This is a genomic window from Streptosporangium sp. NPDC023963 (assembly GCF_040639135.1).
In the GTDB taxonomy this organism is placed as follows: domain Bacteria; phylum Actinomycetota; class Actinomycetes; order Streptosporangiales; family Streptosporangiaceae; genus Streptosporangium.
In genome coordinates this window covers 1,144,930-1,171,170 of sequence record NZ_JBEZZK010000002.1, presented here as the reverse complement: position 1 = coordinate 1,171,170, position 26,241 = coordinate 1,144,930, and the positions used below count along the sequence as shown (strand labels likewise).

The 26,241-nt window shown below is 68.7% G+C and carries 19 protein-coding genes and 1 pseudogene; 7 read left to right on the top strand and 13 right to left on the bottom strand.

What is annotated here, in order from left to right:
- Window positions 1-12 precede the first annotated feature (12 nt).
- From AB0F88_RS11180 to AB0F88_RS11170, 3 genes are read right to left on the bottom strand one after another with little or no spacing between them, the layout of a single operon-like run.
- A complete protein-coding gene (locus tag AB0F88_RS11180) occupies window positions 13-1,221 on the bottom strand; it encodes a spermidine/putrescine ABC transporter substrate-binding protein (protein ID WP_362680497.1) in 1,209 nt (402 codons plus the stop codon).
- A 43-nt stretch (window positions 1,222-1,264) separates the two neighbouring features.
- The gene (locus tag AB0F88_RS11175; protein ID WP_362680494.1) at window positions 1,265-2,410 is read right to left on the bottom strand and encodes an ABC transporter ATP-binding protein; all 1,146 of its coding nucleotides are present in this window, start codon (window positions 2,408-2,410) and stop codon (window positions 1,265-1,267) included.
- Between the two features lie 25 nt (window positions 2,411-2,435).
- Window positions 2,436-3,893, bottom strand: coding sequence for a gamma-aminobutyraldehyde dehydrogenase (locus AB0F88_RS11170; RefSeq protein WP_362680491.1), 1,458 nt, complete (start codon window positions 3,891-3,893; stop codon window positions 2,436-2,438).
- Window positions 3,894-4,086: 193 nt separating this feature from the next.
- Here AB0F88_RS11170 and AB0F88_RS11165 point away from each other — a divergent pair, with 193 nt between their 5' ends.
- Window positions 4,087-4,581 (top strand): Lrp/AsnC family transcriptional regulator, encoded by a 495-nt coding sequence (locus AB0F88_RS11165; protein WP_329091340.1) that lies wholly within the window; start codon window positions 4,087-4,089, stop codon window positions 4,579-4,581.
- A 111-nt stretch (window positions 4,582-4,692) separates the two neighbouring features.
- On the opposite strand, the gene AB0F88_RS11160 is transcribed toward AB0F88_RS11165, so the two are convergent.
- Window positions 4,693-5,334: a DivIVA domain-containing protein gene (locus tag AB0F88_RS11160; RefSeq protein ID WP_362680488.1), complete on the bottom strand. Its 642-nt coding sequence runs from the start codon at window positions 5,332-5,334 to the stop codon at window positions 4,693-4,695.
- A gap of 417 nt (window positions 5,335-5,751) precedes the next feature.
- Window positions 5,752-8,508, bottom strand: a complete 2,757-nt coding sequence (locus AB0F88_RS11155; RefSeq protein WP_362680485.1) for a glycoside hydrolase family 95-like protein — start codon at window positions 8,506-8,508, stop codon at window positions 5,752-5,754.
- A gap of 624 nt (window positions 8,509-9,132) precedes the next feature.
- On the opposite strand from AB0F88_RS11155, the gene AB0F88_RS11150 reads away from it, so the two are divergent.
- The 4 genes from AB0F88_RS11150 (at window position 9,133) to AB0F88_RS11135 (ending at window position 16,436) form a co-directional block, all read left to right on the top strand.
- Window positions 9,133-11,256, top strand: a complete 2,124-nt coding sequence (locus AB0F88_RS11150; protein ID WP_362680482.1) for a ThuA domain-containing protein — start codon at window positions 9,133-9,135, stop codon at window positions 11,254-11,256.
- 46 nt (window positions 11,257-11,302) lie between these two features.
- Window positions 11,303-14,623 (top strand): discoidin domain-containing protein, encoded by a 3,321-nt coding sequence (locus tag AB0F88_RS11145; protein ID WP_362680479.1) that lies wholly within the window; start codon window positions 11,303-11,305, stop codon window positions 14,621-14,623.
- A 299-nt stretch (window positions 14,624-14,922) separates the two neighbouring features.
- The gene (locus tag AB0F88_RS11140) at window positions 14,923-15,768 is read left to right on the top strand and encodes an ABC transporter ATP-binding protein (protein WP_362680476.1); all 846 of its coding nucleotides are present in this window, start codon (window positions 14,923-14,925) and stop codon (window positions 15,766-15,768) included.
- Window positions 15,765-16,436, top strand: a complete 672-nt coding sequence (locus AB0F88_RS11135) for a hypothetical protein (RefSeq protein WP_362680473.1) — start codon at window positions 15,765-15,767, stop codon at window positions 16,434-16,436. Before AB0F88_RS11140 ends, AB0F88_RS11135 begins: the two co-directional genes overlap by 4 nt.
- Window positions 16,437-16,656: 220 nt before the next feature.
- Here AB0F88_RS11135 and AB0F88_RS11130 read toward each other — a convergent pair whose 3' ends face one another.
- From AB0F88_RS11130 to AB0F88_RS11120, 3 genes are all read right to left on the bottom strand, one after another.
- Window positions 16,657-18,153 (bottom strand): alpha/beta fold hydrolase, encoded by a 1,497-nt coding sequence (locus tag AB0F88_RS11130; RefSeq protein WP_362680470.1) that lies wholly within the window; start codon window positions 18,151-18,153, stop codon window positions 16,657-16,659.
- Between the two features lie 371 nt (window positions 18,154-18,524).
- Window positions 18,525-18,800: a hypothetical protein gene (locus tag AB0F88_RS11125; RefSeq protein WP_362680467.1), complete on the bottom strand. Its 276-nt coding sequence runs from the start codon at window positions 18,798-18,800 to the stop codon at window positions 18,525-18,527.
- Between the two features lie 609 nt (window positions 18,801-19,409).
- Complete coding sequence (locus AB0F88_RS11120; protein WP_362680464.1) at window positions 19,410-20,201, bottom strand: SDR family oxidoreductase; 792 nt, start codon at window positions 20,199-20,201, stop codon at window positions 19,410-19,412.
- Window positions 20,202-20,331: 130 nt separating this feature from the next.
- Between AB0F88_RS11120 and AB0F88_RS11115 the strand changes: the two genes are divergently transcribed.
- Entirely contained in the window at window positions 20,332-20,802 is a 471-nt protein-coding gene (locus AB0F88_RS11115) for a helix-turn-helix domain-containing protein (protein WP_362680461.1), read from the top strand.
- Here AB0F88_RS11115 and AB0F88_RS11110 read toward each other — a convergent pair.
- The 3 genes and pseudogenes from AB0F88_RS11110 to rlmN all read right to left on the bottom strand — a co-directional run.
- Window positions 20,793-21,122, bottom strand: a pseudogene (locus AB0F88_RS11110) (23S rRNA (adenine(2503)-C(2))-methyltransferase RlmN); the annotation flags it as partial. The gene AB0F88_RS11115 and the pseudogene AB0F88_RS11110 overlap by 10 nt on opposite strands.
- Window positions 21,123-21,309: 187 nt before the next feature.
- Window positions 21,310-21,978 carry a DUF4143 domain-containing protein gene (locus tag AB0F88_RS11105; RefSeq protein ID WP_362680639.1) on the bottom strand — a complete coding sequence of 223 codons (669 nt, stop codon included), beginning with the start codon at window positions 21,976-21,978 and terminating at the stop codon, window positions 21,310-21,312.
- 14 nt (window positions 21,979-21,992) lie between these two features.
- Window positions 21,993-23,117, bottom strand: coding sequence for a 23S rRNA (adenine(2503)-C(2))-methyltransferase RlmN (gene rlmN / locus AB0F88_RS11100; protein ID WP_362680458.1), 1,125 nt, complete (start codon window positions 23,115-23,117; stop codon window positions 21,993-21,995).
- Window positions 23,118-23,189: 72 nt separating this feature from the next.
- Between rlmN and AB0F88_RS11095 the strand changes: the two genes are divergently transcribed.
- Window positions 23,190-24,281, top strand: a complete 1,092-nt coding sequence (locus AB0F88_RS11095; RefSeq protein ID WP_362680455.1) for a suppressor of fused domain protein — start codon at window positions 23,190-23,192, stop codon at window positions 24,279-24,281.
- A gap of 150 nt (window positions 24,282-24,431) precedes the next feature.
- Here the strand turns inward: AB0F88_RS11095 and AB0F88_RS11090 are convergent, their stop codons facing one another.
- Together AB0F88_RS11090 and frr are read right to left on the bottom strand one after the other, a co-directional pair.
- On the bottom strand, window positions 24,432-25,301 hold the full coding sequence (locus AB0F88_RS11090; RefSeq protein WP_362680452.1) for a phosphatidate cytidylyltransferase: 870 nt from the start codon (window positions 25,299-25,301) through the stop codon (window positions 24,432-24,434).
- A gap of 59 nt (window positions 25,302-25,360) precedes the next feature.
- Complete coding sequence (gene frr / locus AB0F88_RS11085; RefSeq protein ID WP_362680448.1) at window positions 25,361-25,918, bottom strand: ribosome recycling factor; 558 nt, start codon at window positions 25,916-25,918, stop codon at window positions 25,361-25,363.
- Between the last annotated feature and the right edge of the window lie 323 nt (window positions 25,919-26,241).

Sequence of the window (26,241 nt, the reverse complement as noted above, 5' to 3'; positions counted from 1 at the left end):
TCTCTCATCGGTCTAGCCCTGCGTGACCGGCTGGAAGATGTCCTCGAAGATCTTCTCCTCCGCGGAGGTCAGCGTCTTGTACGACCGCAGCTTGGCCATGTCCGCCTCGGAGGGGAAGATCAGCGGGCTCTCGGCGATCTGCTCCAGCGCCTTCCTCTCGTCGCCCTTGGCCTTGGCGGCGTCGGCGAGGACGAGGTCCTTGGCGGAGGAGACCGGCGTGATGTAGTTGATGTACTCGACCAGCATCGTGGCGATCTTGGGCTGGTAGACGTAGTCCATCAGGGTGAGCGCGTCGACCGGGTTCTGCGCGGTCTTCGGGATGCACATGTTGTCGGTCCAGATCGTGCCGCCCTCCTCGGGCACCACGAACCTCAGGTCCTTGCCCTCGGCGACCTGCTGGAAGATGTCGCCCGACCAGGCCATGGTGATCCAGATGTCGCCCCTGGCGAGGGCGTCGACGTAGTCGTTCTCGTAGTACTTGCGCACCAGGCCCGCGTCGCGCTGCTCCTTGAGCTTCTCGCCGGCCTTCTTCCAGTCGGCCTCGGTGGACTTGTCGGGGTCGATGCCCAGGGCGAACATGCCGAAGTTGGCGACCTCCTGGGTGTCGAGCATCATGCCGACCTTGCCCTTGTACTTGGGGTTCCAGAGATCCTGGATGCTCTTGACCTCGTCCACGTACTTGGGGTTGTAGGCGATGCCGGTGACGCCGACCGTCCACGGGATCGTGTGGGCGTTGTTGGGGTCCCAGGTGGGGTTCTTCACCGCGGAGCTCGCGTTGGCCGCGAAGTTCGGCAGCTTGGAGTGGTCGAGGGGGACGAGGTAGCCCAGCGCGATGGCCTTGCTCAGCTGGAGGCCGTTGGTCAGGACCATCAGGTCGTAGCCGATGTCGTTGTTGGCGGCGAGCAGCGGCTGGACCTTGCCGAAGAACGTGCTGTTGTCCTGGATGGCCTCCTGGTAGGCCACCTGGATGCCGGTGTCGGCGGTGAACAGCTCCAGCGAGGGGTACCGCTTGCCGTCCTTGTCGATGTAGAGCGGCCAGTTGGCGAAGCGCAGCGTGCCGTTCTTCTTCTTGGAGCCCCAGTATTCGGCGACGGCGTCCCTGGGGGGGACGGCCGCCACCTTCTTGCCCTGCACGCCGCAGGCGGCGAGGGCGAGGGCCGCGGCCGACAGCCCGCCGAGGCGGAGGGCGTCACGGCGCGTGACGGAGCGGCTCTGCGTCATGCCTCGCAGAAAGGCGGGGTTCGTGCGGGGGTCCATGTCGAGCTCAACTTCCGATCGCGTACGAGTGGTGCGGCAGCCACGACAGCCAGACGGCGTCGCCACGCTCCGCCGTGCTCGCGCTGTCGAGTGCGTTCTGCTGGAAGACGGTCACCTCTGCGCCGTGGGCCAGGCAGACCGTGTAGCTGGTGTAAAGCCCCAGATAGACCACCTCTGAGACGGTGCCTCGCACGACGCTGAGGTCGCCGGTGGGCTCCTCCGTGGTAATCCTGATCTTCTCCGGGCGCACCGTGATCGCGATCGGTTCCCCGGCGCGGAACGATCCGCCCTCGGCGAGGACGTGGTCGTCATCACCCAGCTTAAGCACCGCGAAGCCGGACTGAAAACGGTCGACGGTGCCGCTGAGCAGGTTGGACGTGCCGATGAACCCGGCCACGAAAGCGGTTGCGGGCCGCTCGTAGATCTCTCTGGGGGTGCCGAGCTGCTCGACCTGGCCGTCGTTCATGACGGCGATGCGGTCACTCATCGTGAGCGCCTCGCTCTGGTCGTGGGTGACGTACACGAAGGTGATGCCGACCTCGCGCTGGATGCGCTTGAGCTCGATCTGCATGGCCTGGCGGAGCTTGAGGTCGAGGGCGCCGAGCGGCTCGTCCAGCAGGAGCGCGCGGGGGTTGTTGACCAGGGCGCGGGCGAGGGCGACCCGCTGCTGCTGGCCTCCGGACATCTCCCGGGGGCGGCGTTTCTCCCGCCCGGTGAGGTCGACGATCTCCAGGATCTCCCCGACCCGGCGCTTGATCTCGGCGTCGGCCACCTTCTTGCGCCGGAGGCCGAACGCGACGTTCTCCCAGACGTTCATGTGCGGGAAGAGGGCGTACGACTGGAAGACCATGTTGACGTCGCGCTTGTTGGGGGGGACGTCGGTGACGTCCTGGCCGTGCAGCCGCACGGTGCCGCGCGAGGGGTCCTCGAAGCCGGCGATCATGCGCATGGTGGTGGTCTTGCCGCAGCCCGAGGGGCCGAGGAGCGAGAAGAACTCCCCCTCGGCGATCGACAGGGTGACACCCCTGACCGCCTGGACGACCTCGCCGTGGGAGACGTACTCCTTGACGACCCCGTCAAGTTCGATCGCGGGCACGTGGGGCGGGCGGGAGACGGTGTCGGCCGTCTCCGTGCCCGCCTGGATTTCGGTCATTCCAGGCTTATCCCTCTGTTCGCGGCTATTCGCCGATGTAGTGCATGACGTGCTTGACGCGCATGTAGTCGTGCAGCCCGAAAACGGACAGGTCCTTGCCGTAGCCGGAGTGCTTGAAGCCTCCGTGCGGCATCTCCGAGACAAACGGGATATGGGTGTTGACCCATACCACGCCGAAGTCGAGTCGGTTCGACACCCGCATCGCCCGGCCGTGGTCGGAGGTCCACACCGAGCCGGACAGGCCGTACTTGACGCCGTTGGCCTTGGCGACCGCGTCGGCCTCGTCGGAGAAGGTCTGGACGGTGATCACCGGCCCGAACACCTCGTTCTGCACCATCTCGTCGTCCTGCCTGAGGCCGTCGACGACGGTGGGGGCGAAGAAGTAGCCCCGGTCGCCGATCCGGTTCCCGCCGGTCAGGACCTTGGCGTGGCCGGGGACCCGGTCGATGAAGCCGGTGACGCGGGCCAGCTGGTCGGCGTTGTTGAGCGGGCCGTAGAGGGCGTCCTCGTCGGAGAGGTCGCCGGTCACGGTGCTCGCCGCCGCCTCGGTGAGCGCGGCCACGAACTCGTCGTGGACGTCCTCGTGGACCAGCACGCGGCAGGCCGCGGTGCAGTCCTGCCCGGCGTTGTACAGGCCCGCGGTGGCGATGGACTCCGCGGCGGACTTGAGGTCCCTGACGTCGTCGAACACGACGACGGGCGCCTTGCCGCCCAGCTCCAGGTGCACCCGCTTGAGGTCGTCGGCGGCGCTCCTGGCCACGGCCATGCCCGCGCCGACCGAACCGGTGATCGCGACCATCGACGCGGTCGGGTGGCCGACGACCAGCGCGCCGGTCTCCCGGTCGCCGACGACGACGTTGAAGACGCCCTTCGGCAGGACGTCCCCGAGGATCTCGGCCAGCTTGACCGTGGAGACGGGGGTGGTGTCCGAGGGCTTGAGCACCACGGTGTTGCCCGCGGCGAGCGCCGGGGCGATCTTCCAGACCGCCATCATCATCGGGTAGTTCCAGGGGGTGACCTGGCCCACCACGCCGATCGGCTCGTGCCGGATGACGGAGGTGTGGTCGGCGAGGAACTCGCCCGACGTCGGGCCCTCCAGCGTGCGCGCGGCCCCCGCGAAGAAGCGGAAGTGGTCGGCGGCGATCGGGGTCTCGTCCTCGGCCATCCGGGCGCGTGGCTTGCCGGTGTTGCGGCACTCGGCCTCGTTCAGCTCCTCGGCCCGCGCGTCGATCGCGTCGGCCACCTTCAGGAGGAGGTTGGCGCGCTCGCCCGGGGTGGCCCGGCTCCACGACTCGAACGCCGCGGCGGCGGCGGCATAGGCCGCGTCGACGTCCTCGGAACCCGACACCGGGGCCTTAAGGTAGATCTCGCCCGTGCATGGATCGATGACGTCGGAGAACCGGTCGCTCCTGGCCTCCACGAGTTCGCCGCCGATGTAGTTCCGCAGGCGAGGGAATTCGCTGGTCTCAACCGGGGTGGTCACCGTCGGCCTCCTAAGGATCGGGGCTGAGTTGTCGCGACTCTTACAGAGCGACAGCCTTACGACAAGGGATTTCGTTGTTAAGATACCAAATTGCTACGAAATCGCTTGACAGAAGCACCGGAACTGACAGCATGTCGCATCGGAGCCGCAACATGACGGCAACAGCCCCGCAACATGACGCCAGGGAGCGCCCATGACGACGCCGCCCAAGGTTCGCCGCGAAAACGACGCCAGGCCCGGCCCCGTCGTCCTCGACGAGATCTCCAAGCAGATCATCGAGCAACTGCAGACGGACGGGCGCAAGCCGTACGCCGCGATCGGCAAGGCGGTGGGGCTGTCCGAGGCCGCCGTGCGCCAGCGGGTCCAGCGCCTGCTCGACGCGGGGGTGATGCAGATCGTCGCGGTGACCGACCCGCTCACCCTGGGCTTCCCCCGCCAGGCCATGATCGGCATCAAGTGCGAGGGCGACCTGGAGACGGTGGCCGACGAGCTGTCGGCCATCAGGGAGATCGACTACGTCGTGCTGACCGCCGGGTCGCTGGACATCATGGTCGAGGTCGTCTGCGAGAGCGACCAGCATCTCCTGGAGATCCTCGGCAAGATCCGGGCCATCCCCACCGTCCGCGCCACCGAGACCTTCGTCTATCTCAAGCTTCACAAGCAGACCTACTCCTGGGGTACCCGCTGACGGGTCCCGGCGCGCGCTCCGGCGCTTCCGCGTCCGGCCGCCTTCGCCGTACCGCCGCGGGCCGGCGGAGCCGGGAGAGCCCGTGCCGGTGAAGGCCGCGAGACCGTGCCGCTAAAGGCCGCGAGAGACGTCGTCGCCGGCCGACGGGCCGCGAGAGGCGTCGCCGGCCGACGGATCGCGGAAGGCGTCGTCGTCGGCCGGACGGTGCTCCAGGATGCCCGCGAGCTCGTCGAGGAACTCGTCGACCTCGGCGATCGCGTACCCCGGCCTCAGCATCACCGTGGCGAACCTCGCCTCGCGCACGTCACCGGGGGTGAGGGGCGTGTCGGTGGTGCCGCGCAGGGTGGCCACGATCCGGTCGAGGAAGGCGTCGACCTCGTCCTCGTTGTAGCCCATGCCGAGCCGTCCCGGCCGGAAGGCGACCCGCTCGACCCGGGCGGCGCGGTCCTCGTGCTCCTCCCGCTCGGGTTCTTCGGGCGCGGCACGGCGGGCGGGGACGACCGGGCGCCCGTCCGCGCCGGTGGGCCGGGTCTCGATCGCCACGATGAAGGCCTCGAGCGCGAAGTCGACGGCGACCTCGTTGTAGCCGCCGAGCCTGGTGCGGAACCGGGCGTCGCGGATCTCGTCCGCGGTGACCGGCTCGCCTTCCGGGACGCCCCTGCCGAGGGTCCCCTCGATCCGGCGGACCAGCAGGTCCACCTGGCCCGGGTCATATCCCCTGCGAATCCCGAGAACCCGTGGAAAGCGGTTCAAACCCGCATCCTTTCGCGTCTTCCCGATAGGGACTTTATCCGATGTATCCATTCTGGAGGGAATAGCCGGATAAAAGCGAGACGTCTGGGGCGGGCGCGGAGCCTGGTGTTCCAATGGGTGCCGGAGTCCGCGAAAACGGCCCCGGCCCGTGGCGGGGATCGGACACTCCCATCACGGCGAATGACGACGAGAACACCCGGGCGTGACAGCTCGGACGGCCGGCGGGAATGACGGGGACGGGGCCCGGAGCCGGGCGAACGGCGGGAAATGACGAGGAACGGGCGTCACGGATCGGGTGACCGGCGGGAAAGACGGAGAGCGGGCGTCACGGATCAGGTGACCGGCGGGAAAGGCGGAGACCGAGTCCGGCGGGCCGGGGTGCCCCACCGAACTCGGTTTCCCTAAAAATCCGCTGATTTAGTTATTTATCAGGTCGAAGCTCTCCCAGGGGCCCACCGCGTCACGGTTGGCGATGAGCGGCTGGGCGCCGCCGCCCTCGGCGCACACGAGCTTGCTGTTGACCTGGGCCCTGAGGCTGACCGAACCGTCCGGGTTGGTGATGAGCTGGAAGACCTCCCAGGGGCCCACCGCGTCGCGGTCGGCGATCAGCGGCTGGGCTCCGGCGCCCTCCGCGGCCACGAACTTGTTGTTGATCTTCGCGCGCAGCGCGACGGTGCCGTCGCTCTGGTTGACCCGCTCGAACTGCTGCGCCGTGCCGGTGGACGTCCCGTTCGCGATCAGCGGCGAGCCGTTGGAGGCGGTGACGTAGAGACCGTTCGCCTTGGAGCGCAGGCTGATCGTCCCGTTGCTCGTGCCGCCCGGCAGGCCCAAGGTCGAGGCGGTGCCGCTCAGGGCCTTGACGCCCTGGTTGGCGGAGCCGGTCAGCGTCGTCGCGGCGTAGCCGCTCAGCGGCTTGGCGGTCCGCTCCACGACGTACACGGTGCCGGCGGCGGTGGCGAAGGAGACCTCGCCGGTGGAGACGGTGGTCAGGATGGCGTTGTCGGAGGCGCGGCGCACCCGGATCTGCTGGGTGCCCCAGGGGTTGACCACCGTGGCCTGCTTGCCGTGCAGGCTCCTGAGCCCGACGTACTTGATCTCCCCTGCCTCGCGCTCGGAACTGACCTGGAAGCCGTCCTTGGCCAGGAGGGTGAACTTGCCGACGAAGGAGGAGTCGCCCGGCACCGCGGGGAACACCCTGATCCTGTCGTTGTAGCTCTGCATGAGCGACTCGTTCAGCGCCGACAGGTGCACGCCGAGATACTCGAAGACGCCGTTGGTGTTGGTCGTCATGCCGTTGGGGTGGTTCTGGTACTTCTGTAGCATCGTCTTCATGCCCTGATACGCCTGGTCGCCGAGACCGAGGCGGGCCGCCTGCACCGCGTCGTTGGACCAGACGTTGCCGTAGGGGAACGGCCGCTGGTTCCAGGTGTTCAGCGCGGTCTGGTAGTCGGGGTAGCCGATGCCGGTGATGTTGTACGGCCAGATCAGCTCCGAGGCGACGTTCTCGTTGTTCCTCGTCTGCGAGATCGGCGGCTCGTGGGGCAGGTAGGCGCCGTTGCCCGTCGGGTAGGCGACGAGGTTGTTCACGATGTTCTGCCAGTCGGCGCGCAGCCCGGCGTCGAGGCCGAGCTGCTGGCTGACCTGGATCGTCAGCGGGAAGATGCTGCGCACCGCGGCCAGGTCGGTGATCGCGTTGCGGACGTTCCAGTACGTCTCGTGGGAGTGGGAGTTGGCCATGTAGTACTTGCCGGTCGGCCCGTCGAAGGACAGCAGGCCCTTGTAGAGCTTCGCGGTCTCCCGCATGTACGGGTACGCCACGTCCCGCAGGTAGTTCGCGTCGTTGGTGTAGCGGTACTGCAGGTACATGTTGTACGCGGCCTGGTAGCCGGTCGTCAGGATGTTCTTGGTGTAGTCGCTGTCGACCGTGCCGCGCGCGTTGCCGTCCCAGCCCATGGTCTCGGGCACCCACAGGGCGTCGATCCCGTACCTCGTCTGCGTGTACGCCTTCAGCGCGGTGTAATTACGGCTGTAGAGCCGGTTGAAGGTGTTCATCAGGTCGGCGTGGTTGGAGGCGAGGAAGGAGTTGTAGACGTCCCGCTGGTTCCAGTACCAGTAGGCGTTGCTCCACTTGGAGTTGTCCTGCGTGGCGCGGAAGACACCGTTGATGAAGTGCAGCGGGTAGTTGCCGTAGCCGCCCGCGGCGATCATGTACGTGCTGAGGTAGTAGACGTTCTCCAGGTAGTCGGCGTCGCGGTTGGAGTTGGAGTACTGGACGAACGACTTGGCCCAGAACGCGTGCCACCAGTTGCGGTAGTTGTCGAACGTGGTGGTGTAGCCGGTGTTCTTGACCGAGGTGAGCTGGCTGCGGGCCTGGGCCACCGAGTCGCGGTTGGGGGCGTTGATCCGGCTCGCGGCGGTGAACCAGATCGTGTAGCTGGAGGTGGGCGTGATGTTCAGCCGCACCTTCCTGCCGTCCACGACCTGGGTGGTGAAGTTCGCGCCCTCGACGGTGGCGGCCATGGTGTAGCCGAAGCCGTTCGCGTCGGTCTGGCCCCGGCTGAACCCGGCCACGCCGGAGTCGGAGAAGGTGGAGATCGTCCGCCAGGTGTTCAGGTCGGGCACATCCGCGATGTTCTGGACGGTGGCCGGGTCCCACATGCTGAGGTCGAACGCCACGTTGGACACGCCGCCCCGGGTGTCCTCGACGTGGATGCCCATGACCTCGGAGTTCGGCGACCCCATCACGGTCACGGTCCGGTTGGAGTCGTACCTGGTGGTCAGCGTCCCGTCGTACAGCGACAGCCGCTGCTGGAAGGTCGTGTACCCGGTGTCCATGGCCGGGGTGGTGCTGAGGTTCGCCAGGCCCGCCGCGTACGTCGACTGCGGTGACAGGTCCACCCCCGACACCTGCATCGTCAGCCCGTTCTGGTTCCAGGCCATCGCCCCGGTGCGGCCGTTGCCGACGGTCAGGCCCTGGACCGGGTTGGTGTTGGGGCGGTTGTAGACGATGTCGTGCTTCGACAGGTACGACCCGTGGTTGACCCTCAGCACCCCGGTCGCCTGGTCGAAGGCCGTGTCACCCGGTGCCGCCCACGCCGGCACGGCCATGCCGACCGCGGCGAGGCATGTCACGAGGAACCACATGAGTAAGAGGCGTACTGGTTTTCTCGACATGATCTTCCTTAATCGCCACCGGGGACGGCGGCCACGCCGCCCCGCCCTGACCAAGCGCGCGACTCACCCACCCGCGTGGCCGGCGCCTCCGCCTGGGGGAGAGCGGGTCGCTTCGGCGGGACGGGGCTGCCGGTGGGTGACGTGATGCGGGGGAAGTACGCCGGGGAGTCAGGGAGCCGCCGCCGGCAATCGGCGACCGGCGGCGGCTCCCTGACTTCCCCGCGGGTACAGATCCGTCACCAGGACACCTGTGATCACAGGCCGGGCCTGCTTCACATCTGGTAGATCGGATCTGTCAGCCGTAGTTAACATCGGACGTCTGCGCACGTCAAGATGTGAAATATCCCCTTTGGACAGGAAAAACCGATCTCTCGATCGCGATAAGTCGCTGACCAGGCCGTATTTTGTCCATCCCGTCCGGAAATTACAGCGCGCCGCAAATAAATACATCCGATGTATCAAGATCATCTTAAGGCGAATCGCCTGTTAGCGCTCCCATACATTGACGCTTTCGCCAGCCCATGCGAATCTTTTGTCGTACGGCGGCGAATGTCTCGACATCTCCGCCGAAAGGTTGTCACCAGGTGCGGCGGCGCGCTCCTTTACCCCCCTAGGAGTAGACGTATGCGCCGGATCCCGCGGGTTCTCCTCGCGCTGGCCGTCATGATCACCGGAGCCATCGCGCTGCTGCCCGGTACCGCCTCCGCGGCCCCCCTGACCAAGGTCCTCATCTTCTCCAAGACCGCCGGCTTCCGGCACTCCTCCATCCCCGTCGGGATCTCCGCCATCCAGCGGCTCGGCTCGGCGGAAGGCTTCACCGCGGTCGCCACGGAGGACGCGGGCGCCTTCACCACCGCCAACCTCGCCCAGTACCAGGCGGTCATCTGGCTGTCGACCACCGGCGACGTGCTCAACGCGACACAGCAGGCCGCCTTCCAGTCCTACATCGCGGGCGGCGGCGGATACGTCGGCGTCCACGCCGCGGCCGACACCGAGTACGACTGGCCCTGGTACGGCGGCCTGGTCGGGGCGTACTTCCGCGCCCACCCCGCCACCCAGCAGGCGACGATCCGCGTCGAGGACCGGGCGAACCCGTCCACCTCGCACCTGGCGCCCACCTGGACCCGCACCGACGAGTGGTACGACTACCGCGCCAACCCGCGCCCCGCCGTCAAGGTGCTGGCCAACCTGGACGAGTCGTCCTACGGCGGCGGCGGCATGGGCGCCGACCACCCGATCACCTGGTGCCAGGACTACCAGGGCGGCCGGGCCTGGTACACCGGCCTCGGTCACACCGACGAGTCCTACGCCGACCCCGGCTTCACGAAGATGCTGCTCGGCGGCATCCAGGTCGCCGCGAAGGCGAAGGCCGCCGACTGCCGTCCCGAGACCGGCTACACGTCGCTGTTCGACGGCACGCAGGCCAGCCTCAACCGGTGGCGGCAGGCCGGCGCCGGCGGCTTCACGCTGGCCGACGGGACGCTGTCCTCGGTCGGCGGCATGGGCCTGCTCTGGTACCCCGTCTCGACCTTCTCCGACTACTCGCTCAAGCTCGACTGGATGATGCCGGGCGACGACAACGGCGGCGTCTTCATCGGCTTCCCCGACCCGGGGAACGACCCGTGGCAGCCGGTCGACCTGGGACACGAGATCCAGATCGACGCCTCGGACGCCGACCCCACCCGGACCACGGGCAGCGTCTACGGCTTCAAGGCGCCCGACACGGCCGCGCGCGCCGCGGCGCTCAACCCGCCCGGCTCCTGGAACACCTACGAGATCGCGGTGCACGGGCAGCGCGTCGAGATCTACCTGAACGGCACCAAGATCAACGACTACACGAGCACGCGGAACATCGCCAACGGCTACATCGGCGTCCAGAACGACGGCGACGGGCTCGACATCAGCTACCGCAACATCCGCATCAAGCAGGACGGTCCCTCCAACCCCCCGGCCACCGACCTGGCGCGGGGCAAGCCCGTCACGGTCAGCAGCGTGGAGACCGGCAGCGCGCACGCCGGGGCGAACGCGGTGGACGGCGACCCCGCCACCCGCTGGGGCAGCGCCTACGCCGACCCGCAGTGGATCACCGTCGACCTCGGCGCGACCTACACCCTCAACCGGGTCCGGCTGAACTGGGAGGCCGCCTACGGCAAGGCGTACCAGGTGCAGACCTCCACGAACAACAGCACCTGGACCACCGTCCACTCCACCACCACCTCCGACGGCGGGGTCGACGACCTCACCGTCACCGGCACCGGCCGTTACGTGCGCGTCCACGGCACCCAGCGCGGCCTGCCCGCCTACGGCTACTCCCTGTGGGACCTCAACGTCTACGGCACCCCCGCCGGCTCGACCCCCACGCTGCTGTCCACCGGAAAGCCGGTCACGGTCAGCAGCGTGGAGACCGGCAGCGCGCACGCCGGGGCGAACGCGGTGGACGGCAACCCCGCCACCCGCTGGGGCAGCGCCTACAGCGACCCGCAGTGGATCACCGTCGACCTGGGAGCGACCCGCTCGATCAGCCGGGTCCGGCTGAACTGGGAGGCCGCCTACGGCAAGGCGTACCAGGTGCAGACCTCCACCGACAACAGCACCTGGACCAACGTGTACTCCACCACCGTGGGTGACGGAGGCGTCGACGACCTGACCGTCAGCGGCACCGGACGTTACGTGCGCGTGTACGGCACCCAGCGCGGCCTGGCCCCCTACGGCTACTCCCTGTGGGACCTCGACATCTACGGCACCTGACACCCCTCCCGCACGCATCTGCCTTTTCACCCCCCTGGAGACCTTCGTGTCAGGTTTCACGCGCCTTCGTACAGCCTTGGGCGTCGCGGTCCTCGCTCTCGCCGCCGCCACGGCGGGAGCCACCGGCACCACCGCCTCGGCGTCGACCACCACCGCTTCCACGCTCGGTAGCACCGTCGCCTTCGCTCCCCCGCCGACCAGCGCCTTCGAGAAGGTCAAGCTGGACGGCGGGCTGTCGATGGGCGAGCCCATCGAGCTCTCCGTCCTGCCCGACGGCAAGGTCCTCTACATCAACCGGGGCACCACCTCCGGCGGTGGCCAGGTCCGCCTGTACAACCCCGCGACCAAGGCCACGACCGTGGCGCTCACGCTCCAGCTGGACGCGCGCTTCGAGGACGGGCTCATCGGCGTCACCCTCCACCCGAAGTTCGCCACCAACCACTGGGTGTACCTCTTCTACTCGCCCAAGGTGACGCCGCTGGTGAACCGGATCTCCCGGTTCACCTTCAACGCCACCACCAACGTCCTCGACCCGGCCAGCGAGGACATGATCATCGAGTGGCCCACCGAGCGTGAGCTGTGCTGCCACTCGGCCGGCTCGATGACCTGGGACGGCAACGACAACCTGTACTTCGCCGTCGGCGACAACACCAACTCCGGCGGCGACTCGGCGGGCATGGCCCCCATCGACGAGCGCACGAGCCGCAACCCGCAGTACGACGCGCAGCGCACCTCCGGCAACACCAACGACCTGCGCGGCAAGATCAACCGGATCCACCCGGAGAACAACGGCACCTACACCATCCCCGCGGGCAACCTCTTCGCCCCGGGCACCGCGCAGACCAGGCCCGAGATCTACGTCATGGGCACCCGCAACCCGTACCGGATCTGGGTGGACAAGAAGTCGGGCAACACCCTGCACTGGGGCGAGGTCGGCCCCGACGCGAACGCGACCCTCGCCAACCGCGGTCCCGCCGCCTACGACGAGTTCAACCGCGCCACCGGGCCCGGCAACTACGGCTGGCCCTACTGCGGCGGTCCCAACGTCGCCTACAACGACTGGGACTTCGCGGCGAACGCCCCCCGTGGCTGGTTCCCCTGCGGCGGCACGACCGGCCCGGTGAACAACTCGCCGCGCAACACCGGCCTCCAGCAGCTGCCCCCCACCAAGCCGGCGCTGGTGTGGGAGCAGCACGGCGGCAGCAAGGAGTGGCCCGCCCTGGACAACCCCGGCGGCTGCGGCTCCCCCAACCACGCCGAGGTCTACCACTACGACCCGAACCTCGTCTCGGACGTGAAGTGGCCCGCCTACTACGACAACAAGCTGCTGATCTCCGAGTACTGCCGTAACTGGATCAAGGAGGTCCAGTTCGACAACGGCAACCCGACCACCGGGGCGCCGACCGTCATCGAGCCGGTGCTCGCGGGGATGAACCTCGTGCACCCCATCGACATGGAGTTCGGCCCCGACGGCTCGCTCTACCTGCTGGAGTACGGCAGCGGCTACTTCTCCGGCGCCGCCGACGCCGGCCTCTACAAGATCAACCACGTGCAGGGCGGCCGGTCGCCGATCGCCCAGGCCACGGTGAACCGGGACAACGGGCTCGCCCCGCTCGCGGTCACCTTCTCCAGTGCCGGGACCTCCGACCCCGACGGTGACGCGCTCACCTACGCGTGGGACTTCGACGACAACGGCACCGTCGACTCCACCGCCGCCAACCCCGCGTACACCTACACGACCAACGGCGACAAGCGGGCCCGGCTGACCGTCAGGGACCCGGGCAACCGCACCGGGACCGTCGTGATCCCCGTCGTGGTGGGCAACAACCGGCCTGCGGTGACGCTGAACGGCCTGCCCGCCGGAGGCATGTACGGCTGGGGCGACGACCTGGTCTCGACCGCGACCGCGACCGACGCGCAGGACGGCACCCCCGCCTGCGCCGACGTCGTCATCCGCGCCGCGCTCGGCCACCAGGAGCACGCCCACGAGGAGGGCCAGGGCACCGGCTGCGGCTTCACCGTGAACACCGGTCCCATCCACGCCGGGCTCGACGCCGTGCAGTTCTTCGTGATCCGCGGCGGCTACACCGACCGCGGCGCGACCGGCTCCGTCCCGCTCACCGGCGAGAAGGAGATCACGCTCTGGCCCAAGCAGTGGCAGGCCGAGCACTACGTCCAGCTCAACGGCCCCAGGGTCGTCGACCAGGCGGCGGCCGAGGGCGCCAAGCGGCTCGGCGACATCCAGAACGGCGAGTGGGTCAAGCACCACGCCGTCAGCCTCAAGGGCATCACCGGGGTGAAGGCACGCGTCTCCTCGGCCAACGCGGGCGGCACCGTGTCGTTCCGCTTCGACTCGCCCACCGGCCCCGAGGTCGCCCGCGTCGCGGTCGCCGGAACGGGCGGCTGGGACAACTACGCCGAGGTGACCGCCCCCGTCACCAAGCCCGACGACGGCACCCACGACCTGTACATCGTCTTCACCGGGACCGGCACCGGCGCCCTGTTCGACCTGGACAGCTACACCTTCACCGGTGCCGGGGCCGGCACCCCGCCCGGCGGCCCCGACCCCGGCGGCGACCTGGCTCGGGGCAAGCCGGTCACGACCTCCAGCGTGGAGGAGGGCAACGGCCGGGTCGGCGCCTACGCCGTGGACGGCGACCCCGCCACCCGCTGGAGCAGCGCCTACGCCGACCCGCAGTGGATCACCGTCGACCTCGGCGCGACCTACACCCTCAACCGGGTCCGGCTGAACTGGGAGGCCGCCTACGGCAAGGCGTACCAGGTGCAGACCTCCACGAACAACAGCACCTGGACCACCGTCCACTCCACCACCACCTCCGACGGCGGGGTCGACGACCTCACCGTCACCGGCACCGGCCGTTACGTGCGCGTCCACGGCACCCAGCGCGGCCTGCCCGCCTACGGCTACTCCCTGTGGGACCTCAACGTCTACGGCACCCCCGCCGGCTCGACCCCCACGCTGCTGTCCACCGGAAAGCCGGTCACGACCAGCAGCGTGGAGGAGGGCAACGGCCGGGTCGGCGCCTACGCCGTGGACGGCGACCCCGCCACCCGCTGGAGCAGCGCCTACGCCGACCCGCAGTGGATCACCGTCGACCTGGGGACCACCCGCTCGATCAGCCGGGTCCGGCTGAACTGGGAGGCCGCCCACGGCAAGGCGTACCAGGTGCAGACCTCCACGAACAACAGCACCTGGACCGACGTCTACTCCACCGTCGCCTCCGACGGCGGGGTGGACGACCTGACCGTGAGCGGCAGCGGGCGTTACGTGCGCGTGTACGGCACCCAGCGCGCGCTGCCCGCCTACGGCTACTCGCTGTGGGACCTCGACATCTACGGCAGCTGATCCCGTGGACCCGGAGCCGGACGGCACGTGACACCGCACCGGCTCGACGACGACGGAGACCTCGCGTTCGCGCGGGGTCTCCGTTCGCGTTCCGGGAGTCCTCGGCCGGGGAGCGGGTGCCGTCGACCGGGAAAGGCGGGGACCGGGGAAGACGGGGACCGGGGAAGGGGAAGACGGAGAGCGGGGAAAACGGAGATCAGGGATGCGGGCGAAAGAGCGGACGCCGGGAACCCGGCCGGAGAACCGGGGGATCGAGGACGCGGGCCGGAAAACGGATGATCACGGTAGGGTTGCGGCCTATGCGGCTCTCCACGGTGTCCTTCCGATACTCGCGGCGCGGCCCCTGGGTCCTGCGGGACGTCGATCTCACGCTCCGTCCCGGCTCCGTCATCGAGGTCACCGGCCGCAACGGCGCGGGAAAGTCGACGCTGCTACGCCTGATGGCGGGGTTCGTGCCCCCGTCCCGGGGCTCGATCTCCGACCGGCCGGGCGTCGTCGGCTACGCCCCCGACGTGTTCCCCGTGGACCAGCCGTTCACCGTCGCCGCCTACCTGGCCCACATGTCCAGGATCCGGGGCCTCTCCTCCGGCTCCGCGGCCGGGGACCTCGCGGGGCGGCTGAACGCGACCCACCTGCTGGAACAGCCGCTCGGCGACCTGTCCAAGGGCAGCGCGCAGAAGGTGGGACTCATCCAGTCGCTGCTCGCCCCGCCGGACCTGCTCATCCTGGACGAACCCTTCGCCGGGCTCGACGAGCAGACCCGCGCCGAACTCCCCGTGATCATCGAGGAGATCGCCGCGCGTGGCGGGACCGTCGCGGTCAGCGACCACCAGAAGCAACTCCAGGACTTTCCCGGTGCCGAACACTGGCTCGTCGCGGACGGCGGCGTCACCGTCGGCACCCGCGAGCCCTCGGCGCTTCCCACCCCGGCCCCCGGCTCCTCCCCGCGAGACACCTCCGAAACACCGCGACCACTTCCCGGGGTCTGTCCGGACACCTCGCAGGAGCCCCCGCCGATCCCCCGGCCCTCCCCTGAAGAGCCGTCCCGGCAGGTGGTCATCGAGGTGGTCGTGGACGCGGACGACGCCGACGAGGTGGAGCAGAAGCTCCGCGCCGACGGCTACCTCACCAGGCGGTCATCGTGATCCACCTCGTACGCTTCAAGCTCGCCGCCTACGCCCGGTCGCACCGGCTGCTCCAGCCGATGATCGGGCTCTTCGTGATGCTGCTCATCTTCTACTCCACGCTGACCCCGCCGGGCAAGGAACTGCCCGCGTACGCCGACTCGGCCGGGCTTCTGATCCTCGTCTTCGCCTGGGCCGCCCGGGGACTGCTCGACACCGAGCCCCCGACGCAGCGGCTGATCTCCATGACGGCCGCCGGGCGGCCCGGCCGCGAGATCGGGGCCGGGCTGCTCGCCGCGCTGGCCGTCACCCTCGGCATGGCGGCGATCGCGGTCGGGTTCCCGCTGCTCCACGGCTTCGCGGCCATGCCCACCTCCGCCGACCTGGCGCTCGGCATCGTGCTGCACGTGCTCGGCGTGGGCGTGGGAACGGCCCTGGGCACCCTGACCAGCCGCCCGATCCTGGCCTCCCCCGCCGTCTCGATGCTCGCCCTCTTCGGCGGCTATCTCGCCCTGCTGCTGATCAGCCTCACCCCGGTGGGCCGCCTCTCGGTGCCGATCATGCCCTGGATGCGCGCCGCCAACGCCGGCCTGCTCGACACCGTCGTGCTCCCCATCTCCGCCGCCACCCTCTTCTGGACCGCCGCGAGCCTCATCCTGTACGCGCGCCTGCGCCGCCTGAACCCCTGAACGGGGTGTCGCGAATGTCGGCCGATCGATGGCGACGGGCCCTGGAGAACGGCTGGGGCCGCAAAGGTCACACGCCGATCGTGTCCTGCCGGGGCCCGCGTCACACAGGCATGGGTGTCGTCGAACCACCGGACTCGCCGTGGTTCGACGACACCCACCCACTCGACAGCCGCACAGATCTCACCCGGATGAGCCGCCCGGGCGGAGGCCCGCTCCGGGGTTAGGAAACGGGCGAGGCCGCCCAGTGGTTCGGGCCGGTCGGCCACGTCCGCGACGGCGCCTGCTGCTTGAGCACACTCTCCTCGGGCGTGCCCACGGCGCAGCGCGTGCCGCGCGGCGGCACCTTCAGCGAGATCAGGTACTCGTCGAAGATGTCCGTCTGGCACTTGTCCTTGCCGTAAATGCGGTGTCCCCAGCCCTCGTATGTGAGCAACACCGCCTTGGACCCGAGCTGACGGGCCGCGTTGGCGGACCATATCCACGGGGTGGCCGGATCGTGCAGGGAATTCCCGAGCAGCAGCGGGGCGTCGCCCGTGTATCGCAGTGCGTGCGGCGCGTTGGTGGTCGGGTAGTTCATGCAGATCGGCAGATCGTCGATCGGGTACGGGTGGTACCCCGTGTCGGGTGCGAGCCCGCTGGAGACACGCATGAGCGCGGCGTACTCCGCGTAGTTACGCACCTTGAGGTGGTAGTCCTGGCAGAGGACCGCGGTCGGCAGATACGCGACGTCCCCCTCCACGGGCTGCCGGCCGGGCAGCGGGGGCACCCACTCCGGCTGCGGCCCGCCGTCCAACCAGTTGATCACCTCGCTCAGTATGTTCCAGGCCGGCCCCTCGGTGCCCAGCGCGGCGTTGTAGATGACCTGCAACTCGGTCATCGTCTGGCCCGTGCTCGGGTACTTCAGCTCACCGCGCCGCGCCTTCTCCCGCAGGTCCTTCCAGATCGCACGGATGTCACGCCCATGCAGGACGCAGCTGGTGTCCTGCTCGCACCAGCCGACGAACTGGTCGAACGCGTCCTCGATGGCGAGCGCCTCGGTGGCCAGGAAGCCCGCGACGCCGAGGCTGTGGTCCATGTTGCTGTCGAGCCCGAGGGCCCGGACGCGGCCGGGGAACAGCTCGGCGTACATCTGGCCGATCAGCGTGCCGTACGAGATCCCGTAGTAGGTGAGCTTCTCCTCGCCCAGGGCGGCGCGCAGCGCGTCCAGGTCACGGGCGACGTCGACGGAATCGACGTGGTCGTACAGCGGACCGGTACGAGCGCGGCAGTCGGCGTGCAGCTTCTTGGTGAACGCGTTCCAGGCGTCGAAGTCGGCCTGGCTTCTCATGACGGTGTGCGGCATCCGGTTGTACACCGACGCCGAGCAGATCACCGGGTTGCTGCGTCCCACGCCCCGAGGGTCGAACCCGACGATGTCGAACCGTCGCTGCAGTTCCTCGGTGTAGGACCCGGGAGCGCCGTACACGGCCTCCACGCCCGACCCGCCCGGACCGCCGGGATTGATCACCAGCGAACCGACCCGCGCGGCCGGATCCGTGGCCTTGCGCCGCGCGACGGCGATGTCGACCTTCGCCCCGCCCGGCTTCGACCAGTCGATGGGCACGCTCAACGTGCCGCACTCGGCGGCGGGCTCCTCCTCACAGGGCGCCCAGACGATGGTCTGCGCCTTCAGGACTTCGGTGTCCGCGCTGGCCACCCCGACCGGTAAAACCGTCACCGTCGCCAGGAGGACGGCGAACCAAGAGGTTCTTCTTCGCACAATGCTCCAGTCTCTAGTCGATCTTCTGTCGTAACGGGCGACGGTAGCGGATCACCACATATTCGAAGGCATAAACAGGAGAGAATGGCAGCATTTCCTCTAAATGGGTATCCGATCCGGTGGAGGTCGTGCCCTGTCATCGACATGGACGACGACACCGCCACGCGGACGTACGACCGGTGAAACAGGACCCGCCGGGTCCACCTCACGGGAAGGCCCCTCGGGTCCCCTCACGAGCGCCTCGAAACCGAAAGGCCGCTCGTCGGCGAGGGCGACGGCCGATATCGCCCTGTACGTGCCCGGTGTGAGCGCGGGAACGGCCCCTTTGATCAGTCAGTATCGGTGGCTGTGTCCAAGGCGTACCGCAGGTAGAAGTCTGGTTTGGCAAGAAAGCGTCGCCAGTGATCGACCAGTTGGAGCTTTTCCCACTCTGTGGTGCGGGTGCCGTGGTCGCCGAGTTCGGCGATCTGCGCACCGGGGAGGCTGGTGAGGATCGGCGAGTGGGTGGCGCAAATGATCTGCCCGCCCTCGTCCGCGACGCGGGCCATGAGGCCGACCAGGCGCACACATGAGTGAAACGAGAGGGCCGCCTCGGGTTCGTCCATGAGATCTCGGGTTCGTCCATGAGATAGAGCCCCGGCCCGGTCACCATGCGTTCCAGAACGGTGAAGAACCCTTCGCCGTGGGATTGCTCGGTGAGGTCTTCTTCCCAGAACCCGTACCGGCCGGAAACGTTCTGGCTGAGGTTGAAGAGAGTTTCGGCGCGGAGGAAGAACGCTCGGCGCTTGGTGCGAGGGCCGCGAAGAAGGCGGAGGCCGGTAGCCGTGAGTTCGGCGTCCATGACCTCCCCGAGGGGGGTGGCGGGTCCTGTGCTGGCGTATCGGGTGCCAGCCTTACCGCCTGCGGAATTGATGCCGCAGACGTCGGTGATCGCTTCCATGACGGTGGACTTCCCGGAGCCGTTCTCTGCGACCAGGAACGCCACTGAGGCGGTGAGATTCAAGCCGTGTTCGGAGAGGTGACGGACGGGCGGCAAGGTGGCGGCCCACCCTGGGGGAAGGTGACGGGTGCTCAGGCGGGTGAGGAGCACGCGCTATCGCCTTCCTGCGGGTTGGATCAGCCGGGCGACGTGGGCGCGCACTGGGGCGGCGAGGGTTGGGTAGTCGCCGCTTCGGCCGGCGCGGTCGAGAATGTGCCCGCTTGGTGGGGACCGGCTATTCGACGATCATGCCGCCGGTGAGGTTGGCGATGGTGCCGGTCATCCCGGTGGCGCGGTCGGAGGCGGCGAAGGCCGCGACGTTGGCGATTTCCTGGATGGTGGGCAGGCGTTTGCGGAGGGTCCGTTCAGCCATGCGGGCATGGAAAGCGTCGTAGCTGATGCCGTAGGCGCCGGCGTGAAGGCGGTAGACCTCGTCGAGCTGCGGGGAGTCCGGCATACCGGCCGCGTTCAGGCAGATGACCCGTATGCCGGAGGGGCCTAATTCGGCGGCCAGGCCGCGTGACAGCGATTCGATGGCCGCCCATGCGGGTGCCATGCCGCCCATCAGGGGTACGGCGGTGCGGGACGGGGAGGCGGTGATGGTGAGGATGACGCCGGAGCCTTGACTGGTCATGCGTCGGGCGGCGGCTCTGGCGGTAAGGAAGTTGGCCTTGGGATAGGTGTTCATGGGCAGATCAAAGCCGGCGGGTGTCATGTCGACGATGGCCGTGCCCTGGATGCCGGTCTGGGGAAGGCTGATGAGGTTGAAGGAGACGTCGACGCTCCCGGCGCCGCGGACGACCGCTTCGACGTGGGCTTCGACGGCGTCCTGGTCGAGCACGTCCACGGTGGCGGCGCTGGCGAGGCCGCCGGACGCCGTGATCTCGTCGGCGACCTCCTCCAGAGCGGCCTTACCGCGCCCGGCGAGATGGACATGTGCGCCTTCGGCGGCGAAGGTGCGGGCGACCACGCGTCCGACCGCTCCACCTGCTCCGTAGACGATCGCGTTCTTGTTCTCGAGCAGCATCGCCGGCTCCTGGTCTCTCGGATGATCCATCACATCTGGTCTCGTGATGAAACTAGATTGACCTTATCGACAGAGAGTTCCATCAAGCAACCACTCTCGTCATAAAACTGTTGGGGGGTAGGCTGTGGCCATGCTTGGTCGGACTTATGAGACCCAGAACTGTTCGGCGGCGCGGGCGCTGGAGATTGTCGGCGAGCGATGGAGCCTGGTGATCATCCGTCACGCGCTCTTCCGGGACATCACCCGCTTCGGGGACTTCCAGCGCTGCCTGGGGATCTCCCGCAACATCCTCACCGCCCGCCTGGACTGGTTCGTCGAGCAGGGCCTAATGGTGCGGCAGCCCCACGTGGACGGATCGGCGTACCAGGAGTACGTGCTCACCGACAAGGGCCGAGAGCTGCAACCGGTCATCGTGGCCCTCACGCACTGGGGCGACCGCTGGGCCGCGCCGGACGGCCCCCCTGTCGTCCTGCGGCACGCCGAGTGCGGCGGCCAGGTACGCCAGCACACGGTCTGCGATGACTGCGGCGAACAGGTGACCATCGACGCGGTGGAAGCAGACCCCACCGCCCACAGAAGCGACACCGCCACTCATGGGTGAGTCCCGGAGTTTCCCGTGAGCCGCCCGGCGGTGGTCTTCACCGTCACCGGCACGCCGTGATACTCCAGGCGGTGGACGAAGGCCCGCTCGTCCTCCGGGCGGGAGGCGGTCCACTTCGAACCCGGGGTCGGGTTGAGCGGGATCAGGTTGACGTGCACCAGCTTGTTCTTGATCAGCTTGCCGAGCAGGTCGGCGCGCCACTCCTGGTCGTTGATGTCCTTGATCAACGCGTACTCGATGGAGACCCGGCGCTTGGTCCTGGCCGCGTAGTCCCAGGCCGCGTCGAGGACCTCGGCGACCTTCCAACGGGTGTTGACCGGAGGCGGCTGGTACGCCGTGCGACGCACCAACATGTCGGCGTACGGACTTGAGCACGGCCTGTGCGATGTCCGCTGCGGAGCGACCGTGGAGGAACTGGCCCGCAACCTGGCAGAGGAGGCACGACTGGAAAGCCAACCCTGGCGACGCGTGCCGTTGTCACCAATGCGGTAACCGGCGACCAGGCGGTCACCCACGCGGAGCGGTGACCTCCCAGAGGGCGCTCACCGGCATGGCGCGCATGCGGTCGCCGAACGGGAGTGTCTGCGTCCCCGTGTAGAGGATGATTCCCACCGCGAAGTCGTCGCCGAGACAGGCCGCCAGGTGTCGCAGTCCCTTGAAGTCGTCCGGTCGCACCGTCGACGACGCCTTCACCTCTATGCCGACCGCGCGCCCCTGGCGATTCTCCAGGACGGCGTCCACCTCCACCTTGTCCTTGGTCCGGTAGTGGAACAGCTCCACGCGTTCGTCGGACCAGGTGAGCTGGCGGGCCAGCTCCATGAGGACGAAGCCCTCCAGGAGCGGGCCGAAGGCGCCCTCGGGACGCACCAGGCTCCGGGAGTCGGCTCCCAGGAGGTTCGCCGCGATCCCGGAATCGACGAAGGCCATCTTGGGGGTCCCGATCGCACGGCTGCCGAGGTTGCGCGACCAGGCGGGGATCCGCTTGATCAGGAAGACCTCCTCCAGCAGGCCGAGATAGCGATGGACCGTGCTCGCGGAGAGCCCGACCCCGTTGCTCAGGGATCCGGGCGGGCCACACCGGGCCGGTCGGCGATGCGGTGGGAGCCCGGAACGGCCGGGGAGCGCCGCCCCGGGTGGGTGAGCCGGGGCGGCGGTCGGCGCCTCGGGGGGGCGCAGCCGTACGGCAGGGGCTACTCGGCGGCGGCGAGCTGGCCGCAGGCGCCGTCGATCTCGCGGCCGCGGGTGTCGCGGACCGTCACCGGCACGCCGTGATACTCCAGGCGGCGGACGAAGGCCCGCTCGTCCTCCGGGCGGGAGGCGGTCCACTTCGAACCCGGGGTCGGGTTGAGCGGGATCAGGTTGACGTGCACCAGCTTGTTCTTGATCAGCTTGCCGAGCAGGTCGGCGCGCCACTCCTGGTCGTTGATGTCCTTGATCAACGCGTACTCGATGGAGACCCGGCGCTTGGTCCTGGCCGCGTAGTCCCAGGCCGCGTCGAGGACCTCGGCGACCTTCCAGCGGGTGTTGATCGGCACCAGCGTGTCGCGGAGCTCGTCGTCGGGCGCGTGCAGCGAGAGGGCCAGCGTCACCGGCAGGCCCTCGGCCGCGAGCTTGCCGATCGCCGGGACCAGGCCCACCGTGGAGACGGTGACGCCGCGGGCGGAGATGCCCAGGCCGTCGGGGGCGGGCTCGACCATGCGGCGGACGGCGCCGATCACGGCCTTGTAGTTGGCCAGCGGCTCGCCCATGCCCATGAAGACCACGTTGCTGACCCGCCCGGGACCACCGGGGACGTCGCCGGCCGCGAGCGCGCGGGCCCCGGCGACGACCTGCTCGACGATCTCTGCGGTGGTCATGTTACGGGTGAGACCCGCCTGGCCGGTGGCGCAGAACGGGCAGTTCATGCCGCAGCCGGCCTGCGACGACACGCACATGGTCGTACGGTCGCTGTAGCGCATGAGGACCGACTCGACCAGCGCGCCGTCGAAGAGCCGCCACAACGTCTTGCGGGTGGTGCCCGCGTCGGTGGTCATCTCCCTGACCGAGGTCAGCAGGCTGGGGAACAGCGCGGTGGCGAACTTCTCCCTGGCCGCGGCCGGCAGGTCCGTCATCAGCTCGGGATCGCCGTTGAACTTCTCGAAGTAGTGCCGGGAGAGCTGGTCGGCGCGAAACGGCTTCTCGCCCAGTTCGGCGACGACCGCCCGGCGCTCGGCCATGGTCAGGTCGGCCAGGTGGCGGGCGGGCTTGGCCCGGCGCGGCGCCACGAAGGTGAGCTGGCCGGGTACGGGGGTCCCGGACGGGCTGACGGTCGACAAGTCCAACGCCTTCTCTCAACGGTTACGCGAATGCTCGAAGCGGTGCCCGACAGTGATCTAGAGTCCGGAGGTATGGCGACAAACCGCCCCACGGGCCCCGCGGAACGGCGGGGAGACGGCGTCGAGGTCGTGTTCGCCGACGTCAACCCCTACGGAAGCCGCACCCTGGTGGTCGAACGCGACGGGACTTCCTCGGTAGCTTACCTGTGCGGGCCGGGGGGAACGGTGCACGGAGCCGTCTGGCTGGCCAACCACCGCCCGGCCCCGGACGGGATCGACCCGGACCGCCTGAACTCCGAACTGCCGCCGGTGGCCCCGAGGGCGAACACCCGCCACCCCGACGGCAGGGGGCCCCTGGGCGCGCTGCGATCGCTGTGGTTCGAGGAGGGCGACGGCGTCGCCCTGTACGAGAACGACGAGCTGCTCGCGGTCATTCCTGGATGGGCGGACATGGGCCGGGGAATGCCCGGCTACTCCCGTGACGCACTGGGCGAGTCCCCGTTCGCCTGGTCGCTGGAGGAGGCCCACGAAGGTCTGGCCTCCCGGATCGCCAAGGCCCGCGCCTACTGGGAGTGGCGCGCGGGAGACGGCTCCTGGGCCACGTTCCAGCAGTTCGTGATGGGGCACCTGGACCGCAAGGTCGGCACCGCGGGCAGGTTCTGGGACGCGGGGGGCGAGCGGATGCCCGCGGTGGGCATCACCGAACGCCCCCCGGAGCGGGGCAGGGAGCACACGATCCTGTCCACGGTCGGGATGAGCTGCCAGCGGATGCCCACCGTCGAGCAGTACATCGACCGGCCGGACGCGTACGCCCGGGTGGAGCTCGCCGTCGCCTCCCCCGGCGACGCCCGCGACGCGGCCCGGCTGTTCCTGTGGCTGGGGCAGTATCCGTGGCACTCGGTCACCTGGCTGGGCCACGGCCACACCGCCAGGTGGTACCACCGGCCGGAGACCTTCCCGCTCGGCTCCGCCTACGGCGGCGTCATGATGCTGACCGGGCTGCCGGGACTGCCCGACCTGTCGGGCTTCTCCTTCGGCGGCGACTCAGTGCAGTGGCTCTGGCTCGTCCCGATCACCCCGGACGAGCTGAACCTGGTCTCGGCCCAGGGCTACCGGGCGGTGCTCCCTCGCCTGTCCGCGACCCGGCTCACCAGGGCGGGCTGACCGGGACCGCCCAGGCCGTACGGGAGCGCGGAAGCCGCCGTACGGGGCGTGACGTCACGCGCGGACGGGAGGCCCGGTGACACGGGCCGGCGGTTCGGGTCAGCAGGGTGAGGTCAGCAGGGCGGTTCAGACCAGCGTTCAGACCAGCGTTCAGACCAGCAGGGTGAGCAGGACCCAGACCGGGATCAGCGCGGCCACCATGGAGTCGAGGCGGTCCATCATGCCCCCGTGGCCGGGAAGCACGCTGCCCATGTCCTTGACGCCGAGATCGCGTTTGATCACCGACTCGACCAGGTCGCCGAGCGTGGCGAAGACCACCACGACAGCGCCGATGAGGACGCCCTTCCAGATGTCGTCCTCCAGCAGCCACGCCACCAGCCAGCCGCCCACCGCCATGCAGGCCAGCGCCGAACCGGCGAAGCCCTCCCAGGTCTTCTTCGGGCTGATCACCGGGGACATCTTGTGCCTGCCGAGGGAGATCCCGGCGAAATACCCGCCGATGTCGCTCGCGGCGGTGGTGGCGATGAAGACGACCACCCGGTCCGGGCCCTGGTCGGGGTCGGCGAGCAGCAGCGCCACGAACCCGGCGAGCAGGGAGGGGTAGACGACGACCAGGATGGTCGCGGTGATGTCGCGGACGTAGTTCTCGGTGCCCTGGAACATCCGCCAGATCATCAGCACCAGCACGGTCATCGCGAAGACGCCGACCAGCCATGCGGTCCCGCCCCAGGCGGATCCGGTCACCTCACCGCCCCAGTAGGCGCCGACCAGCATGGCGGTCATGCCCGCCAGGACCGGGACGAGCGGGACGTTGATGCCTCTGGCCTCGAACGACCGGACCAGCTCCGTCACGCCGATGCCCACCGCCGCGATCACCACGGCGAGGAAGAGCACCTTCACGAAATAGAGGGAGGCGATGATGACCGCCGCCAGGGCGAGCCCCACCGCCACTGCGACGGGGAGGTTCCGGCCGGTACGGCTACTGCCCGCCACGGGTTCCACAGGGGGTCCTACTTTCATACCTGCACAAAATCCTTGCCCCGTACGGACAACGGCCCGCACGGGACAAGGATCATGGTTCAGACTTCGAGCAGCTCGGCTTCCTTGTGCTTGAGCAGCTCGTCGATCTTGGCGACATGCTTCTGGGTGAGGTCGTCGAGCTCCTTCTCCGCCCGGCGCACCTCGTCCTCACCGGCCTCGCCATCCTTGATCAGCTTGTCCAGGGTCTCCTTGGCATTGCGACGGATGTTGCGAATGGAGACCTTGGAGTGCTCCGCCTTGTTCCGAGCGACCTTGATGTACTCCTTGCGGCGCTCCTCCGACAGCTCGGGGAAGGCCACGCGGATCACCGCTCCGTCGTTACCGGGGTTCACACCGAGGTCCGAGTTGCGGATCGCCTTCTCGATCGCGGCCATCGAGCTCTTGTCGAAAGGCTGGATGATGACCATGCGCGCCTCGGGCACGTGGAACGAGGCGAGTTGCTGAATGGGGGTGGGTGTCCCGTAGTACTCAGCGCTGATCTTGTTGAACATCGACGGGGTGACACGACCTGTGCGGATACCCGCGAAGTCGTCCTTCGCCACCGACACGGCCTTGTCCATCTTTTCCTCGGCTTCGAGGAGGGTTTCGTCGATCACAGCGGCTCCCTGTCTTCTCGGTCACTCCCCATCCTCACGCACTTCGCGGGACGCCATCACGCCGGAGGCCCAGCCTGGACCGCCACGGTCGCGTACCGTTCAGCTCGCTACGTCAGGTTCGCATCCTGTCCTCTGGTCGCTCACCACTCCTCACGCGCTTCGCGGGACGCTCCTACCTCGCGTACCACTCCGCTCGCTACGTCGGGTTCGCTCCCTGTCTTCTCGGTCACGCGCCCCTCGCGCGCTTCGCGGGACGCTCCTACCTCGCGTACCACTCCACTCGCTACGTCGGGCTCGCTCCCCGTCCTCTGGTCGCTCACCAC